The 14,444-nt window shown below is 61.1% G+C and carries 17 protein-coding genes; 15 read left to right on the top strand and 2 right to left on the bottom strand.

The annotated features are described in order from the left end of the window. Positions 1 to 39: 39 nt before the first annotated feature. A complete protein-coding gene (locus tag NKJ08_RS07615) occupies positions 40 to 1,029 on the bottom strand; it encodes a glycerophosphodiester phosphodiesterase family protein (RefSeq protein ID WP_352523815.1) in 990 nt (329 codons plus the stop codon). 199 nt (positions 1,030 to 1,228) lie between these two features. Between NKJ08_RS07615 and NKJ08_RS07610 the strand changes: the two genes are divergently transcribed. Together NKJ08_RS07610 and NKJ08_RS07605 are read left to right on the top strand one after the other, a co-directional pair. Then, positions 1,229 to 1,363, top strand: coding sequence for a hypothetical protein (locus NKJ08_RS07610; protein WP_352523813.1), 135 nt, complete (start codon positions 1,229 to 1,231; stop codon positions 1,361 to 1,363). A 102-nt stretch (positions 1,364 to 1,465) separates the two neighbouring features. Beyond that, entirely contained in the window at positions 1,466 to 1,753 is a 288-nt protein-coding gene (locus tag NKJ08_RS07605; RefSeq protein WP_352523812.1) for a Dabb family protein, read from the top strand. 52 nt (positions 1,754 to 1,805) lie between these two features. Here the strand turns inward: NKJ08_RS07605 and NKJ08_RS07600 are convergent, their stop codons facing one another. Continuing rightward, positions 1,806 to 1,931, bottom strand: coding sequence for a hypothetical protein (locus NKJ08_RS07600; protein WP_352523811.1), 126 nt, complete (start codon positions 1,929 to 1,931; stop codon positions 1,806 to 1,808). 127 nt (positions 1,932 to 2,058) lie between these two features. Between NKJ08_RS07600 and NKJ08_RS07595 the strand changes: the two genes are divergently transcribed. The 13 genes from NKJ08_RS07595 (at position 2,059) to lipA (ending at position 14,432) form a co-directional block, all read left to right on the top strand. After that, positions 2,059 to 2,943 (top strand): VOC family protein, encoded by an 885-nt coding sequence (locus NKJ08_RS07595; protein ID WP_352523810.1) that lies wholly within the window; start codon positions 2,059 to 2,061, stop codon positions 2,941 to 2,943. Beyond that, entirely contained in the window at positions 2,940 to 3,791 is an 852-nt protein-coding gene (gene kdsA / locus NKJ08_RS07590) for a 3-deoxy-8-phosphooctulonate synthase (protein ID WP_352523808.1), read from the top strand. Before NKJ08_RS07595 ends, kdsA begins: the two co-directional genes overlap by 4 nt. Positions 3,792 to 3,921: 130 nt before the next feature. Beyond that, positions 3,922 to 4,287 (top strand): PRC-barrel domain-containing protein, encoded by a 366-nt coding sequence (locus NKJ08_RS07585; protein WP_023717559.1) that lies wholly within the window; start codon positions 3,922 to 3,924, stop codon positions 4,285 to 4,287. A 388-nt stretch (positions 4,288 to 4,675) separates the two neighbouring features. Then, positions 4,676 to 5,950, top strand: coding sequence for a phosphopyruvate hydratase (gene eno, locus NKJ08_RS07580; protein ID WP_352523807.1), 1,275 nt, complete (start codon positions 4,676 to 4,678; stop codon positions 5,948 to 5,950). 135 nt (positions 5,951 to 6,085) lie between these two features. Continuing rightward, the gene (locus tag NKJ08_RS07575) at positions 6,086 to 6,406 is read left to right on the top strand and encodes an FtsB family cell division protein (RefSeq protein ID WP_352523806.1); all 321 of its coding nucleotides are present in this window, start codon (positions 6,086 to 6,088) and stop codon (positions 6,404 to 6,406) included. 171 nt (positions 6,407 to 6,577) lie between these two features. Then, the gene (gene pdhA / locus NKJ08_RS07570) at positions 6,578 to 7,618 is read left to right on the top strand and encodes a pyruvate dehydrogenase (acetyl-transferring) E1 component subunit alpha (protein WP_352523804.1); all 1,041 of its coding nucleotides are present in this window, start codon (positions 6,578 to 6,580) and stop codon (positions 7,616 to 7,618) included. 15 nt (positions 7,619 to 7,633) lie between these two features. Beyond that, the gene (locus NKJ08_RS07565; protein WP_352523803.1) at positions 7,634 to 9,019 is read left to right on the top strand and encodes a pyruvate dehydrogenase complex E1 component subunit beta; all 1,386 of its coding nucleotides are present in this window, start codon (positions 7,634 to 7,636) and stop codon (positions 9,017 to 9,019) included. Between the two features lie 18 nt (positions 9,020 to 9,037). Beyond that, entirely contained in the window at positions 9,038 to 10,444 is a 1,407-nt protein-coding gene (locus NKJ08_RS07560; protein ID WP_352523802.1) for a pyruvate dehydrogenase complex dihydrolipoamide acetyltransferase, read from the top strand. Positions 10,445 to 10,462: 18 nt separating this feature from the next. Next, positions 10,463 to 10,882, top strand: coding sequence for a hypothetical protein (locus NKJ08_RS07555; protein ID WP_352777988.1), 420 nt, complete (start codon positions 10,463 to 10,465; stop codon positions 10,880 to 10,882). Next, positions 10,879 to 11,517, top strand: coding sequence for an SGNH/GDSL hydrolase family protein (locus tag NKJ08_RS07550; protein WP_352523799.1), 639 nt, complete (start codon positions 10,879 to 10,881; stop codon positions 11,515 to 11,517). Before NKJ08_RS07555 ends, NKJ08_RS07550 begins: the two co-directional genes overlap by 4 nt. Positions 11,518 to 11,528: 11 nt before the next feature. Further along, positions 11,529 to 12,974, top strand: coding sequence for a dihydrolipoyl dehydrogenase (gene lpdA, locus NKJ08_RS07545; RefSeq protein WP_352781580.1), 1,446 nt, complete (start codon positions 11,529 to 11,531; stop codon positions 12,972 to 12,974). 98 nt (positions 12,975 to 13,072) lie between these two features. Beyond that, complete coding sequence (locus NKJ08_RS07540) at positions 13,073 to 13,330, top strand: GlsB/YeaQ/YmgE family stress response membrane protein (protein ID WP_352523796.1); 258 nt, start codon at positions 13,073 to 13,075, stop codon at positions 13,328 to 13,330. Between the two features lie 136 nt (positions 13,331 to 13,466). Continuing rightward, entirely contained in the window at positions 13,467 to 14,432 is a 966-nt protein-coding gene (lipA, locus tag NKJ08_RS07535; RefSeq protein WP_352523794.1) for a lipoyl synthase, read from the top strand. Positions 14,433 to 14,444: the final 12 nt, after the last annotated feature.

Below are 14,444 nucleotides of genomic sequence, written 5' to 3'. Positions count from 1 at the left end.
CGGCTCGAGCTACTCCGGCGTAAACGTTCTGTCCCGTCCTCAAGCAGGTGGTGCGAAACGCCGCTTGACGGCAGGCATGACCAGATCCAGCGCGTCCGTCGAAATCCCACCGGAATAATCGTCCGGCAGTTGGTCGATCGAGGCGGGATCGTCGAGGCCTTGCGAAAAGTCGCCACCGAAATAGGGACCGAGCAGGTAGACGCGGCTGCCGACGCTGTCCATACGGTCGAGAAAACGGTCGGGCCAGCCCCACATCCAGTTTGCGACATTGACAGGAACGAGCAAGGTGCCTTGGCGGCAGGCATCCGGAACGTAGCCGCTCCAGCCGAGCGCAGCATAGCGAAGAATGCAGCGCGTCAGGGATGCGCGGCTCAGCGTATGCATGTCCGGCAACGCTGCCTTCACGGCTTCTATAGGTCTGTCCCCGCCGTAGACGGCCAGATCGGCGCGCTCGGCCGGCGTCAATGTGGCGAGCCAGCCGGCCAGCATTTCGCCTTCCTTGGGATCGTTGCTTTTGATGTTGATGTTGAAGCGCCGGTTCGGGAAGCGTTGCAAGACTTCGTTCAGCGACGGCATCATGCCGATTCCCTTGCCGCGAAACGGAAAGGTCCTGCCGCCGTCCGCCGTGTAGCCATAGCCGACATCGAGCTTCCTCAATTCGGACATTGCATGGCTGCGCGTTTCTCCCTTGCCGTCGGCGCGACAATCCAGCTTCCAGTCGTGGAAGACAGCGAACTTGCCGTCCGTGGTGGGATGGACATCGGGTTCGAGCGCGTCCGCGCCGAGTGCGAAGGCGGCCTCCATCGAGGGTATCGTGTTTTCGAGGAAGGAATGGCGCGGCGGCAGCATGCGATCGGCCGTGCATGTTTCCGGTCCGAGATTCGTGCGGTCGAAATCCTGAGCCAAGCCGCGATGGGCAAGTACCGAAGGGGTACCGGCCGGCCGGCTTGACAGCAGCGAGGTATTGTTGAGCCAGATGCCGCCCGCAGCGACAAGAATTGCAACGAGGAAGATTTTCCGTTTGCGCATAATGTGATTCCGATTGACCCGTAAAAGCCCGATCCTGGGTCACGATCGGGTTTTTTGACGGCCGCGAGCTTTTTAAAGCGATCGGCCCAAGCACGCATCGCGGCAAAGCAGATTTAACCACGCAAAAAATTTCAGGGGAGGGTCCCGGCAGCGCTGGAATCGCTATGGTTGCAACCGGCCATATGCGATAGTTTTAGCCATGCGTTATGTTATCGTTATCACGGCCGTCACTTTCTTCCTGATCTGGGACGGCATTTACAACCAAGGCCGTTACCTCGACAGGACCGTCAGGGAGGTAACCCGCGTCGTGCAATATGTAACCAGCATGGTGTAGTTTCTCTTCTTCGCCACGGGTCGCCGACGCGACATCCTGCCGATTGACGGCACGCTCCAGCTGACACAAAAGGACGCCGGTCCAACGGTCCAGGAGGCTGGGTTGATCCGGCATATCGTTTTCTTCAGCGCGCGGCGTAAAGTGGACGTCGAAGCAGTGCGTACGGGTCTGCTGGCGCTCGGCAAGATACCCCACTCGCGCCATTTCGAGGTGATGCTCAACACCAAGGTCGACCCGCTTTCGGATGAAATCGATGTGGTCGTCTACGCCGAGTTCGAGAACGAAGCAGCGCTCGCCTCCTACAAGGCGCATCCGCTCTATGCAGAGACGACCAGCCGGGTAAAACCGCTGCGCGAATTGCGTTATTCCGCCGATATCGTGGCAAGTTGATAGGCCCAAGGCAGATTTCACGTTGCGGAACGGGTTCGCGCCGCAGCCGGATTCATTCCGTCTGAGCCGCGGAGGTCTCGGTCGGATCGACGCCCGGCCGCTTTGGCGCGTTCCAGATCAGCACGACGATGATTGCCATCGCAATAACGGCCAGGGCGATGAAAAGGTCTCTTCCCATGGCAATGAGCTAGGATGATTTTTGACGGCGGCAAGTCGGCTCCTCGCCGGCCGGGCACTGCGATCGCCGCCGAGGCGCCAGGTAAGCCCTTGAACCATTTTCAGGAATGAGGCACACCGCGCGGGACATGACCGAGAACACGCCCGCAAGCCCTCTTCCGCTCGATCACCTTGTGCTGCCGACCGCGAGCCTCGATGTTGCGCGGGCGCGCTTGACCTTGCTCGGCTTTACCGTCGCGCCGACGGGTATCCATCCCTTCGGAACGGAAAACTGCTGTGTCTTCCTCACCGACGGTACCTATCTCGAGCCGCTCGCGGTTGCCGACCGACAGGCCGTGGCAACGGCGATCGGGAACCGCAATGTTTTTGTCGCGCGGGATCGCACCTATCGCGAAAGAAACGGCGATGAAGGATTTTCTGCCGTGGTGCTGGGCACCGAAAGCGCCGCCGCGGACCACGCGCGCTTCATCGAAGCCGGCCTGTCGGCGGGAGACACGCTCAGCTTTTCGCGCGCCTTCGCCGATGCGACAGGAAAGAGCGACACCGCATCGTTCAAGCTGGCCTTCGCGGCTCCAGGCAGGACAACGGACGCTTTTCTCTTCGCCTGCGAGCGGATCAATGCGCCGAAGGTCGACCGCTCCGCGTTGCAGTCCCACACCAACGGCGCAACGGGCACTGTCGAAGTCGTGGCAGTCAGCGGCGAACCTTCCGAACAGGGCCATGTGATTTCGATCGCAGCCGGGATCGAGGCGCAGAGCGGCACTGTCTATAAGCTGCCGAATACCGCTGTGACCGTTCTGGATCCTGCAGCCTTTGCGGCACGCTTCGGCATTCCTGCCGGCGCGCCGTCTGAACTCCGCTTTGCTGGGATCGTCTTTTCGGTTAAGCACGGCGACACCGTCGCAAAGCTGCTTGCAGCCAATTCCGTCGAACACGACATACGCGGCGGTGATATCATCGTGCCGCCGGCGTCAGGGCAGGGCGCAGCCTTCATTTTCCGGGAGATCGCATGAACAAGCTCAATCCTCTGATGCCAAATTCTTCCGTTGCGATCGGCAAAGTTATCTTCGGCAACAGCGCGCCCCTATCGTTGATCGCCGGTCCGTGCCAGCTGGAATCGCGGCAGCACGCTTTCGACATGGCTGGCGCGCTGAAGGAATTGACCGAAAGGCTCGGAATTGGGCTTGTCTACAAGACCAGCTACGACAAGGCCAATCGCACCTCGCTTGGCGGCACGCGCGGTGCGGGACTTGAAGCGGCAATGCCGATCTTCGACGATTTGCGCAAGAATTTTTCGCTGCCGATCCTGACCGACGTCCACACCGAGGAACAGTGCGCGATCGTCGCGCCGCATATCGACATTCTGCAGATTCCTGCGTTCCTCAGCCGGCAGACCGATTTGCTCATTGCCGCGGCAAGAACAGGCAAGGTGGTCAATGTAAAAAAGGGCCAATTCCTCGCGCCGTGGGACATGAAGAACGTCGTCGCCAAGATCACCGGCTCCGGCAACGCCAATGTCTTGGTGACCGAGCGCGGCGCATCGTTTGGTTACAACACGCTGGTGTCCGACATGCGGGCGCTGCCGATCATGGCCGAGATCGGCGCGCCGGTCATTTTCGATGCCACCCATTCCGTGCAGCAGCCGGGCGGGCAGGGCGGTTCGTCTGGAGGCGACCGGCGCTTTGTCGAGACGCTAGCGCGGGCGGCTGTCGCGGTTGGCGTCGCCGGTGTCTTCATCGAGACGCACCAGGACCCCGACAACGCGCCTTCCGACGGCCCCAACATGGTGCCGCTGAGGGATCTTCCAGCATTACTCGAACGGCTGATGGCGTTCGATCGCATCGCCAAGAGCGCGGGTTGAACCAGCAGTTGCGGTCTAGCGCCACAGTAGCGTCGCCAAGAAAACTTTGAAGAATTTCGAACCCGCCTGGAACCTTAGACCGCGGCCCTCATTGTCAAAATCTAATGTCAACGACGATGAGGAGCACACCATGACGACCCAGACAGGACACACCGAAGCCATTGCCGCTTCGCGGGTTATCGGCACATCGGTCTACAACACGGAAGGCACTCATATCGGCGACATCGAGGACGTCATGCTCGACAAATTATCGAACGGAATCATGTTTGCCGTGATCGGTTTTGGCGGTTTTCTCGGCATTGGCGAGAAATACCACGCCATTCCGTGGGCGAGCCTCGATTATGACGAGAACAGGGGCGGCTATGTCGTGCCGTTCACCAAGGACCAGCTGATGGCCGCTCCTTCCTATTCGATCAACGAACTGACCGGCGCCGACGGCGAGGCCGCGCGTGACGCCTCATACAACTACTACAAGGTCGAGCCTTACTGGCACTGACCAAGTCGCCTGGAATCAAAAAGGCCCCCGCGAAATCGGGGGCCTTTCGATGTGGCAGGATGCTACTGCGCAATTTGCAGGGCCGGCAAAGGCGACGATCCCTGCGGGGGTTGCTGATTGTCGCACGACGTCAGGAACGCAGCCGCAATCAGGAACAAACTCACAATACCGCTCAACTGGGACATGGCGAAACTCCTCCTGTTTCGCCCCGCGCGACAATAGCCATAAACCAGGAACCGGCATGCCGCGCATGACAAATGATAACAGCGCTTTGTGCTTCGTGAATCCCGTAGCGCGCGGGCAATATTTGCAAGTGCCCCGATTGCGTTTTGCAGCGCTTTGGCTAAGAGGTGCGCGACGCTTCAATCGATCAATCGGGGACATCGCAATGACGGCCATCATCGACATTGTCGGGCGTGAAATCCTGGACAGCCGCGGAAATCCGACCGTCGAGGTCGACGTCGTACTCGAAGACGGTTCTATGGGCCGCGCCGCGGTGCCGTCCGGCGCCTCGACCGGCGCGCATGAGGCGGTCGAACTGCGCGATGGCGGCCCCCGCTATCTCGGCAAGGGCGTGCTCAGGGCGGTCGAGGCAGTGAACGGCGAGCTGTTCGAAGCGATCGGCGGCATGGAGGCCGAGAATCAGATCCATATCGACCAGACCATGATCGAGCTCGATGGTACGCCCAACAAGAGCCGGCTCGGCGCCAATGCCATTCTCGGTGTGTCGCTGGCGGTGGCCAAGGCTGCGGCGGAAGCGGCCGGCCTGCCGCTCTACCGTTATGTTGGCGGCACCAAGGCGCATGTGCTTCCGGTGCCGATGATGAACATCATCAACGGCGGCGCGCATGCCGACAACCCGATCGATTTCCAGGAATTCATGATCCTGCCGATCGGCGCGCCGACGCTGCGCGACGGCGTGCGCTGGGGCTCGGAGATCTTTCATACGCTGCGAAAGAAGCTGAAGGATGCTGGCCACAACACCAATGTCGGCGACGAGGGCGGCTTTGCTCCCAACCTGAAAAGCGCGCCGGCCGCGCTCGACTTCATCATGGAATCGATCGAGAAGGCCGGCTTCAAGCCAGGCGAGGAGGTCGCACTCGGACTCGACTGCGCGGCGACCGAGTTCTTCAAGGACGGCAACTACGTCTATGAAGGCGAGAAGAAGGCCCGCGACCCGAAGGCGCAAGCCAAATATCTGGCTAAGCTCGCCGCCGACTACCCGATCATCACCATCGAGGACGGGCTGGCCGAGGATGACTGGGACGGCTGGAAAATGCTGACCGATCTCATCGGCAAGCAAACGCAGCTGGTTGGCGATGATCTGTTCGTCACCAACACGGCGCGGTTGCACGACGGCATCCGCATGGGTGTCGCCAATTCGATCCTGGTCAAGGTCAACCAGATCGGCTCGCTTACCGAAACGCTCGACGCCGTCGAGACCGCGCACAAGGCCGGCTACACGGCGGTGATGTCGCACCGCTCGGGCGAGACCGAGGATTCGACCATCGCCGACCTCGCCGTTGCCACCAATTGCGGGCAGATCAAGACGGGCTCGCTGTCACGCTCGGACCGCATGGCCAAGTACAACCAGCTCATCCGCATCGAAGAGGAGCTGGGCAAGCAGGCGCGATATGCCGGCAAGTCGATCGTGAAAAGCTGATTTTCGAGAGAAAATCCGGGACGGCGAGGACGGGGGACATTCCCGCCCTTTTGCTTTCAGGGCTCCGAATCCAACAGTCCGTAACCGTCCATTAAGCACAATCGGGCGAGAAAGGTACCATAGAGGATTCGGACCATGTGGACACGCCAGCACAAGCAAAGAAATACCGGCCGGCTTATCATCCCCTCGCTCTGCGTGGTGTTCCTGACCTATTTCGGCTTCCATGCCTATCATGGCGAGTTCGGCATCTATTCCAAGTATCGGCTCGAAGCCGAGACTGTCGAATTGCAGGGCAGGCTCGATGCCGTCAAGGCACGCCGGATCGACCTGGAGCGCCGCGTCCAGCTGATGCACGAGGGCACGCTCGAGAAGGACATGCTGGACGAGCAGGCGCGCAAAGCGCTTAATCTGTCCCATGCCGACGAGATCACCATCATGCTGCCGGCCGCAAGGTAACTTGATTTCAGTTAATCGGCGATATTTGCAATGATTTTAATCGCTTAGATGCATGACAGCCATGCGTTTTCGGCATGGCGAAAGCCTTCCCTGCATGTTAGCCTGCCTCAAATCGGTGGGAGAACTGATCTCCCTCGCTGTCCGCCAAGAGACGCCAACAGGGAGTGATGCATGGCCACCGCCGCCAGAAAAGCGCCTGCCAAATCCAAATCCGACGGCAAAACGCCGGGCCTTTCCACCCCAAAGCCTGTTGAATTCACTAAAGACCAGGAGCTTGCCGCCTACCGGCACATGCTGCTCATCCGCCGCTTCGAGGAAAAGGCCGGTCAGCTTTACGGCATGGGCTTCATCGGCGGTTTCTGCCATCTCTACATCGGCCAGGAAGCGGTCGTTACCGGCATGAAGATGGCGCTGATCGATGGCGACCAGATGATCACCGCCTATCGCGACCATGGCCACATGCTGGCCATGGAGTTGTCGCCGCGCGGCGTCATGGCCGAACTGACCGGGCGCCGTAGCGGCCTGTCCAGAGGCAAGGGCGGCTCCATGCACATGTTCTCCAAGGAGAAGCATTTCTACGGCGGCCACGGCATCGTCGGCGCGCAAGTGTCGCTCGGCACCGGCATTGCCTTCGCCAATCGCTATCGCGGCAACAACAATGTGACGCTGACTTATTTCGGCGATGGCGCTGCGAATCAGGGCCAAGTCTACGAAAGCTTCAATATGGCCTCGCTGTGGAAGCTTCCGGTGGTCTACATCATCGAGAACAACCGCTACGCCATGGGCACCTCGGTCTCGCGCTCGTCGGCCGAGACGGATTTTTCGCATCGCGGCGCCTCCTTCAAGATTCCAGGCATCCAGGTCGACGGCATGGATGTGCGCGCCGTAAAGGCAGCCGGCGACCTCGCCACCGAATGGTGCCGCGCCGGCAACGGGCCGCTCATTCTCGAAATGCAGACCTATCGCTACCGCGGTCATTCGATGTCGGATCCGGCAAAATACCGCTCCAAGGAAGAAGTACAGAAAATGCGCTCCGAACGTGACCCGATCGAACAGGTCAAAGCGCGGCTGCTCGATAAGAAATGGGCGAGCGAGGACGAGCTCAAGGCGATCGACAAGGAGGTCCGCGACGTTGTCGCCGACGCCGCAGAATTTGCCCAGAACGACGCGGAGCCGGATCCGTCCGAGCTCTGGACCGATATCGTACTTTAACGAGAGGGCAAGGACATGCCGATCGAAATTCTCATGCCCGCCCTCTCGCCGACCATGGAAGAGGGTAGTGTTTCCAAATGGTTGAAGAAAGAAGGTGACAAGGTCGCCGCCGGTGACGCTATCGCCGAGATCGAGACCGACAAGGCGACGATGGAAGTCGAAGCCGTCGATGAAGGCACGCTTGCCAAGATCGTGGTTCCTGCCGGCACGGAAGGTGTCAAGGTCAACAGCGTGATCGCTGTGCTGGCCGTCGATGGCGAAGACATCGACGAGGCACGCGAAGGCATCGGCGAGGAGCCTGCCAAGGCTGAAATAGCAGAGCCGGCGCCTGCCGCGGCCAAGAGCGAAGTTGCAGCACCTGTTGCCGCCGCGCCCAAGCTGGAAATTGCCGCCGATCCGGACATCCCGGCTGGCACTGAAATGGTCTCGACCACGGTGCGTGAGGCGTTGCGTGATGCCATGGCCGAGGAAATGCGCCGCGACGGCGACGTCTTCGTCATGGGCGAGGAAGTCGCCGAGTACCAGGGCGCCTACAAGATCACGCAAGGCCTGCTGCAGGAATTCGGTCCGAGGCGCGTGGTCGACACGCCGATCACCGAGCACGGCTTTGCCGGCGTTGGTGTTGGCGCGGCGATGGCCGGCCTGAAGCCGATCGTCGAATTCATGACCTTCAACTTCGCCATGCAGGCGATCGACCAAATCATCAATTCAGCCGCCAAGACGCTCTATATGTCCGGCGGCCAGATGGGCGCTCCGATCGTCTTTCGCGGCCCGAACGGCGCGGCTGCCCGCGTCGCCGCGCAGCATTCGCAATGCTATGCCGCCTGGTACAGCCATATTCCCGGCCTGAAGGTGGTGATGCCTTATACCGCCGCCGACGCCAAGGGCCTGCTGAAGGCGGCGATCCGCGATCCGAACCCGGTCATTTTCCTCGAGAACGAAATCCTTTACGGCCACTCCTTCGACGTGCCGAAGATGGACGATTTCGTGTTGCCGATCGGCAAGGCGCGCATTCACAAATCCGGCAAGGACGTCACCATCGTCTCGTTCGGCATCGGCATGACCTACGCGATCAAGGCGGAGGCGGAGTTGCGCGGCATGGGCATCGATGCCGAGATCATCGACTTGCGCACCATCCGCCCCCTCGACTTCGACACGATCATCGCCTCGGTCAAAAAGACCAATCGCCTGGTGGTGGTCGAGGAAGGCTTTCCGCAGAACTCGGTCGGCGACCATATCGCCAACCAGGTCTCGCAGCGCGCCTTCGATTTCCTCGACGCACCGGTCATCACCATTGCCGGTAAGGACGTGCCGATGCCTTATGCGGCGAACCTCGAAAAGCTGGCGCTGCCCAATGTCGGCGAGGTCGTCGAGGCGGTCAAAGCCGTCACGTATCGCTGAGCAGGGCGGGAGGACAAAATGCCGATCAACATCACCATGCCAGCCCTGTCGCCCACGATGGAAGAGGGCAATCTTTCCAAGTGGCTGGTCAACGAGGGCGACAAGGTCTCGCCGGGCGACGTGATCGCCGAGATCGAGACCGACAAGGCAACGATGGAAGTCGAAGCTGTCGACGAAGGCACGGTCGCCAAGCTGGTGGTTCCGGCCGGCACTGAGGGCGTCAAGGTCAATGCGCTGATTGCGGTGCTTGCGGCCGAAGGCGAGGATGTGAGCGCTGCCGCGAAGGCTGGTGACGGTACTGCATCGGCAAAGGCCGAGGCCAAGCAGGATAAGGCGCCAATCTCCCCACCCGTGGGGGAGACGTCGACGAAGTCGACAGAGGGGGGCGCTGTCCCGCCAGCCGCACGGAGCGAGGCGCCCCCCTCTGGCCTGCCGGCCATCTCCCCCATAGGGGGGGAGATCAGCCAATCGGACGGCCGCACCTTCGCTTCGCCGCTTGCCCGCCGCATCGCCAAGGAGGCCGGTGTCGACGTAGCGGCGGTGACCGGCTCCGGCCCGCATGGCCGCGTCGTCAAGGCCGACGTGGATGCCGCGATTTCCGGCGGTGGCAAGACGGCGCCGGCAGCAAAAGCGGCCCCTGCGGGCGCCCCGGCTCCGGCTGCCGCGCCAAGGCCGATGTCCGACGAGCAGGTGCTCAAACTGTTCGCCGAAGGCTCCTACGAGCTTGTCCCGCATGACAATATGCGCAAGACAATCGCGCGGCGGCTGGTCGAGGCCAAGACCACCATCCCGCATTTCTATCTAACGCTCGACTGCGAACTCGATGCGCTTCTGGCGCTGCGCACGCAGATCAACACGGCAGCCCCGGTGAAGAAAACCGAGAAGGGCGAAACGCCGGCCTACAAGCTATCGGTCAACGACATGGTGATCAAGGCTCTTGCCATGGCACTGATGGCGGTGCCGGATGCCAATGCCTCGTGGACCGAAAACGCCATGGTCAAGCACAAGCATGCCGATGTCGGCGTTGCCGTGTCGATCCCCGGCGGTTTGATCACGCCGATCATCCGGCGTGCCGACGAAAAGACGCTGTCGGTCATTTCCAATGAGATGAAGGACCTTGCCGGCCGTGCCCGCAGCCGCAAGCTGAAGCCGGAAGAATACCAGGGCGGCACCACGGCAGTGTCCAATCTCGGCATGTTCGGCATCAAGGATTTTTCTGCCGTCATCAACCCGCCGCATGCGACGATCCTGGCGGTCGGCGCCGGCGAGCAGCGCGCGGTGGTCAAGAACGGCGAGATCAAGATCGCGACTATCATGTCGGTGACGCTGTCGACCGATCACCGCGCCGTCGACGGTGCGCTCGGCGCCGAACTGCTCGTCGCCTTCAAGCGCATGATCGAAAATCCGATGGGCATGCTGGTTTAAGAGAAGGGAAACGGGGCGGTGCGGAAATTCTTCACCAGCCTTTTTGCCTTCTTCCTTTCCGGTTTGGCCGGCGGATTGGTGGCGCAGCAATTGGCGGTCATTACCGACGCTCAGGAAGAATACATCCTCGTTTTCATGACGTCGGTATTAGTAACCGTCATCCTGACAGCCGTGTTTTTCATCGCGCAGTTTATGCCGAACCCGCAAAAGGCAATAAATCTGACGATGTTTGTCGCGGTTGGATTTTTTCTGCTCGTCGGGGTTGGCCTGATCGGCTGGACTTTCTCCCAGCCGCCGGGCAAGCGCCAGTGGTCGGGCGATCTTCCCATTGTCGCCGGTCTCGTCCTGCCGGGCATCGCTACGGTGCTGGTCCAGTGGCTTTTCGTGCGCTGGCTATTGGGGCGCTCCCAACCAGGTTTCGGCGGGGCAGGCACATGAAGACGGTCCTCTGCTACGGCGATTCGCTGACCTGGGGCTATGACGCGGCAAGCCTCGGCCGTCATCGGCTGACGGATCGCTGGCCGAGCGTGCTGCAGGCAGAACTGGGCAGCGGCGTCGAGGTCATCGCCGAAGGCCTGAATGGCCGAACCACCGCCTTCGACGATCATTTGGCCGGGGCGGACCGCAATGGCGCAAGGCTGTTGCCGACGATCCTGACGACGCATGCACCGATCGACCTGATCGTCATCATGCTCGGCGCCAACGACATGAAACCGTGGATCCACGGCATTCCGGTCGCGGCCAAGCAAGGCATGCAACGCCTGATCGATATCGTGCGCGGTCACGATTACCCGTTCGATTGGCCGGCGCCGCAGATCCTGATCGTCGCGCCGCCCATAGTCAGCCGCACGGAAAACGCCGAGTTCAAGGAAATGTTCGCCGGCGGCGATGACGCGTCAAAGCGGCTGGCGCCGCAATATTCCGCCCTTGCCGACGAGGCCGGCTGCGGCTTCTTCGATGCGGGCACGGTGGCCGAAACGACGCCGCTCGACGGCGTCCACCTCGACGCGGAAAACACGCGGAACATCGGGCAAGCGCTGGCGCCGCTCGTGCGCGTCATGCTGGAATTGTGAAGGAGAAAGCCGTGGCTGAGAACTACGACGTCATCATCATCGGCTCCGGCCCCGGCGGCTATGTCACTGCCGTGCGTTCGGCGCAACTTGGCTTCAAGACGGCGGTTGTCGAGCGCGAGCACTTGGGCGGCATCTGCCTGAACTGGGGCTGCATCCCGACCAAAGCGCTGCTGCGCTCGGCCGAGATCATGCACTATTCGGATCACCTGAAGGACTACGGCCTGAAGATCGACGGCAAGGTCAGCGTCGACACAGCCGCCGTCGTCGATCGTTCGCGAAAGGTCTCGCTGCGGCTCAACGGCGGCGTCGGCTTCCTGATGAAGAAGAACAAGGTCGACGTCATCTGGGGCGAAGCCAAACTGACGAAACCTGGTGAGATCGTCGTGTCGAAGGCTTCGAAGAAGCCGATGGAGCCGCAGCCGCCGGCGCCGAAGGGCGTCAAGGGCGAAGGCACCTACAGCGCCAAGCACATCATCCTGGCGACCGGCGCCAGGCCGCGCGCGCTGCCCGGCATCGAGCCGGACGGCAAGCTGATCTGGACCTATTTCGAGGCCATGGTGCCGAAAGAGATGCCGAAATCGCTGCTGGTGGTGGGCTCGGGCGCCATCGGCATCGAGTTCGCTTCGTTCTACCGCACCATGGGCGCCGAGGTGACCGTGGTCGAGCTGCTGCCGGCGGTAATGCCGGTCGAGGACGCCGAAGTCTCCAAATTTGCGCAAAAGCAGTTCGAAAAGCAAGGCATGAAGATCATCCTCGAAGCCAGGGTGACAAAAGTCGAGAAGGGCGCCAATTCGGTCACCGCGCATGTCGAGATGAAGGACGGCAAGGTCGAGAAGATCACCGCCGACCGCATGATCTCGGCCGTCGGCGTGCAAGGCAATATCGAGAATCTCGGCCTCGAGGCGCTCGGCGTGAAGACCGAACGCGGCTGCGTCGTCGTCGACGGCTACGGCAGCACCAATGTGCCCGGCATCTATGCCATCGGCGATGTCGCCGGACCGCCGATGCTCGCCCACAAGGCCGAGCATGAGGGCGTGGTGTGCGTGGAAAAGATCGCCAATTTCCCCGGCGTGCATGCCATCGACAAGCTGAAGGTCCCGGGCTGCACCTATTGCAATCCGCAAGTCGCGTCGGTCGGACTGACGGAAGCCAAAGCGAAAGCCGACGGCAAGGACATCCGCGTCGGCCGCTTCCAGTTCGCCGCAAACGGCAAGGCGATTGCGCTCGGCGAGGACCAAGGCTTCGTCAAGACCATTTTCGACAAGAAGACCGGCCAGTTGCTGGGTGCCCACATGGTCGGCGCAGAAGTAACCGAACTGATCCAGGGCTTCGTCGTGGCGATGAACCTGGAGACCACCGAGGAAGAGCTGATGCACACGATCTTCCCGCACCCGACGCTGTCGGAGATGATGAAGGAGAGTGTGCTCGACGCCTATGGTCGCGCGCTGAATGCATGATAAATTAGTTGCGCGAGACTCACACGGAAGACCCAAAGGAACTCGACGGCAAGGCAATTCGTTTCGCACGCATCATCCATCATACAAGGAGAGGGCATATGGAAATGAACGGCGTGGGCTGGGTAGCAGCCATCATCATTGGTGGCCTGGCGGGGTGGCTCGCCGAGATGGTCATGAAGAGCAATACCGGCGTCCTCATGAACATTATTCTCGGCATTGTCGGCGCCATCGTGCTGAATGCCATCTTGCAGGCACTGAACATCGGCATCTTCGGCGTCGGCTGGATCGCCTATCTGATCACCGGCTTCATCGGCGCCTGCATTCTGATTGCGGTCGGACGGCTGGTGCGCCGCTAACCTCTGTCGGCACTTGCTATGCGAAAAAGCCACTGCGGCATGCGCGATCGCGGCCTTTTTCTTTTCGCCGAAAAGTCCTAGATGACGTGGGTAGAGCGAGCGCCGGATAGGCGCTCGCGAATGAGCCGGGTTTCACATGGTCACCGTCCTCGACACGATTGCCAATGCGCCGCGCCCGCGGCATCCCGAAAAGGCGCACAAGCCGGATCAGGACGTGCTGCGCAAGCCTGACTGGATCCGCGTCAAGGCGCCGATGTCGAAAGGCTATGCCGAGACGCGCGAAATCGTGAAGTCTCACAGACTGGTAACCGTGTGCGAAGAGGCCGGCTGCCCCAATATCGGCGAGTGCTGGGAGAAGAAGCACGCCACCTTCATGATTATGGGCGAGATCTGCACGCGGGCCTGCGCCTTCTGCAACGTCGCCACCGGCATCCCCACTGCACTCGATCCCGACGAGCCGACGCGTGTCGCGCATGCGGTCAAGCAGATGGGCTTGAGTCATGTCGTCATCACCTCCGTCGACCGCGATGATCTCGCCGACGGCGGAGCCCAGCATTTCGCCGAAGTTATCCGCGCAATCAGGGCGGCGACGCCGTCGACGACGGTCGAAATCCTGACGCCCGACTTCCTGCGCAAGGACGGCGCGCTGGAGATCGTCGTGGCGGCCAAGCCGGACGTTTTCAACCATAATCTAGAGACCGTGCCGTCGAACTATCTGACGGTTCGGCCGGGTGCGCGCTATTTCCACTCGATCAGGCTCTTGCAGCGGGTCAAGGAACTCGACCCCTCGATCTTCACCAAGTCCGGCATCATGGTTGGCCTTGGCGAGGAGCGGAACGAAATCCTGCAACTGATGGACGATCTGCGTTCGGCCAATGTCGACTTCATGACCATCGGCCAATATCTGCAGCCGTCGAAGAAGCACCATCCGGTGATCCGCTTTGTCACGCCGGAGGAGTTCAAGTCCTTCGAGACGATCGGCAGAACGAAAGGCTTCCTGCTGGTGGCGTCGAGCCCGCTGACGCGCTCGTCGCACCATGCAGGCGACGACTTTGCCAGGTTGCGCGCGGCGCGCGAAGCTTTTCTCAGGAAGTCCGCCTAATACACTGGTTTC

This window comes from Mesorhizobium sp. M0244 (assembly GCF_040321795.1).
Lineage (GTDB): Bacteria > Pseudomonadota > Alphaproteobacteria > Rhizobiales > Rhizobiaceae > Mesorhizobium.
The sequence above is the reverse complement of the archived record's forward strand: the minus strand, read 5'-3'. Positions and strand labels throughout refer to the sequence as shown.

Bases quoted from the DNA above. Each gene is read 5' to 3' on its own strand.
- NKJ08_RS07615 (WP_352523815.1), bottom strand. From the start codon at position 1,029: ATGCGCAAACGGAAAATCTTCCTCGTTGCAATTCTTGTCGCTGCGGGC.
- NKJ08_RS07610 (WP_352523813.1), top strand. From the start codon at position 1,229: ATGCGTTATGTTATCGTTATCACGGCCGTCACTTTCTTCCTGATCTGG.
- NKJ08_RS07600 (WP_352523811.1), bottom strand. From the start codon at position 1,931: ATGGGAAGAGACCTTTTCATCGCCCTGGCCGTTATTGCGATGGCAATC.
- NKJ08_RS07595 (WP_352523810.1), top strand. From the start codon at position 2,059: ATGACCGAGAACACGCCCGCAAGCCCTCTTCCGCTCGATCACCTTGTG.
- kdsA (WP_352523808.1), top strand. From the start codon at position 2,940: ATGAACAAGCTCAATCCTCTGATGCCAAATTCTTCCGTTGCGATCGGC.
- NKJ08_RS07585 (WP_023717559.1), top strand. From the start codon at position 3,922: ATGACGACCCAGACAGGACACACCGAAGCCATTGCCGCTTCGCGGGTT.
- eno (WP_352523807.1), top strand. From the start codon at position 4,676: ATGACGGCCATCATCGACATTGTCGGGCGTGAAATCCTGGACAGCCGC.
- NKJ08_RS07575 (WP_352523806.1), top strand. From the start codon at position 6,086: ATGTGGACACGCCAGCACAAGCAAAGAAATACCGGCCGGCTTATCATC.
- pdhA (WP_352523804.1), top strand. From the start codon at position 6,578: ATGGCCACCGCCGCCAGAAAAGCGCCTGCCAAATCCAAATCCGACGGC.
- NKJ08_RS07565 (WP_352523803.1), top strand. From the start codon at position 7,634: ATGCCGATCGAAATTCTCATGCCCGCCCTCTCGCCGACCATGGAAGAG.
- NKJ08_RS07560 (WP_352523802.1), top strand. From the start codon at position 9,038: ATGCCGATCAACATCACCATGCCAGCCCTGTCGCCCACGATGGAAGAG.
- NKJ08_RS07550 (WP_352523799.1), top strand. From the start codon at position 10,879: ATGAAGACGGTCCTCTGCTACGGCGATTCGCTGACCTGGGGCTATGAC.
- NKJ08_RS07540 (WP_352523796.1), top strand. From the start codon at position 13,073: ATGGAAATGAACGGCGTGGGCTGGGTAGCAGCCATCATCATTGGTGGC.
- lipA (WP_352523794.1), top strand. From the start codon at position 13,467: ATGGTCACCGTCCTCGACACGATTGCCAATGCGCCGCGCCCGCGGCAT.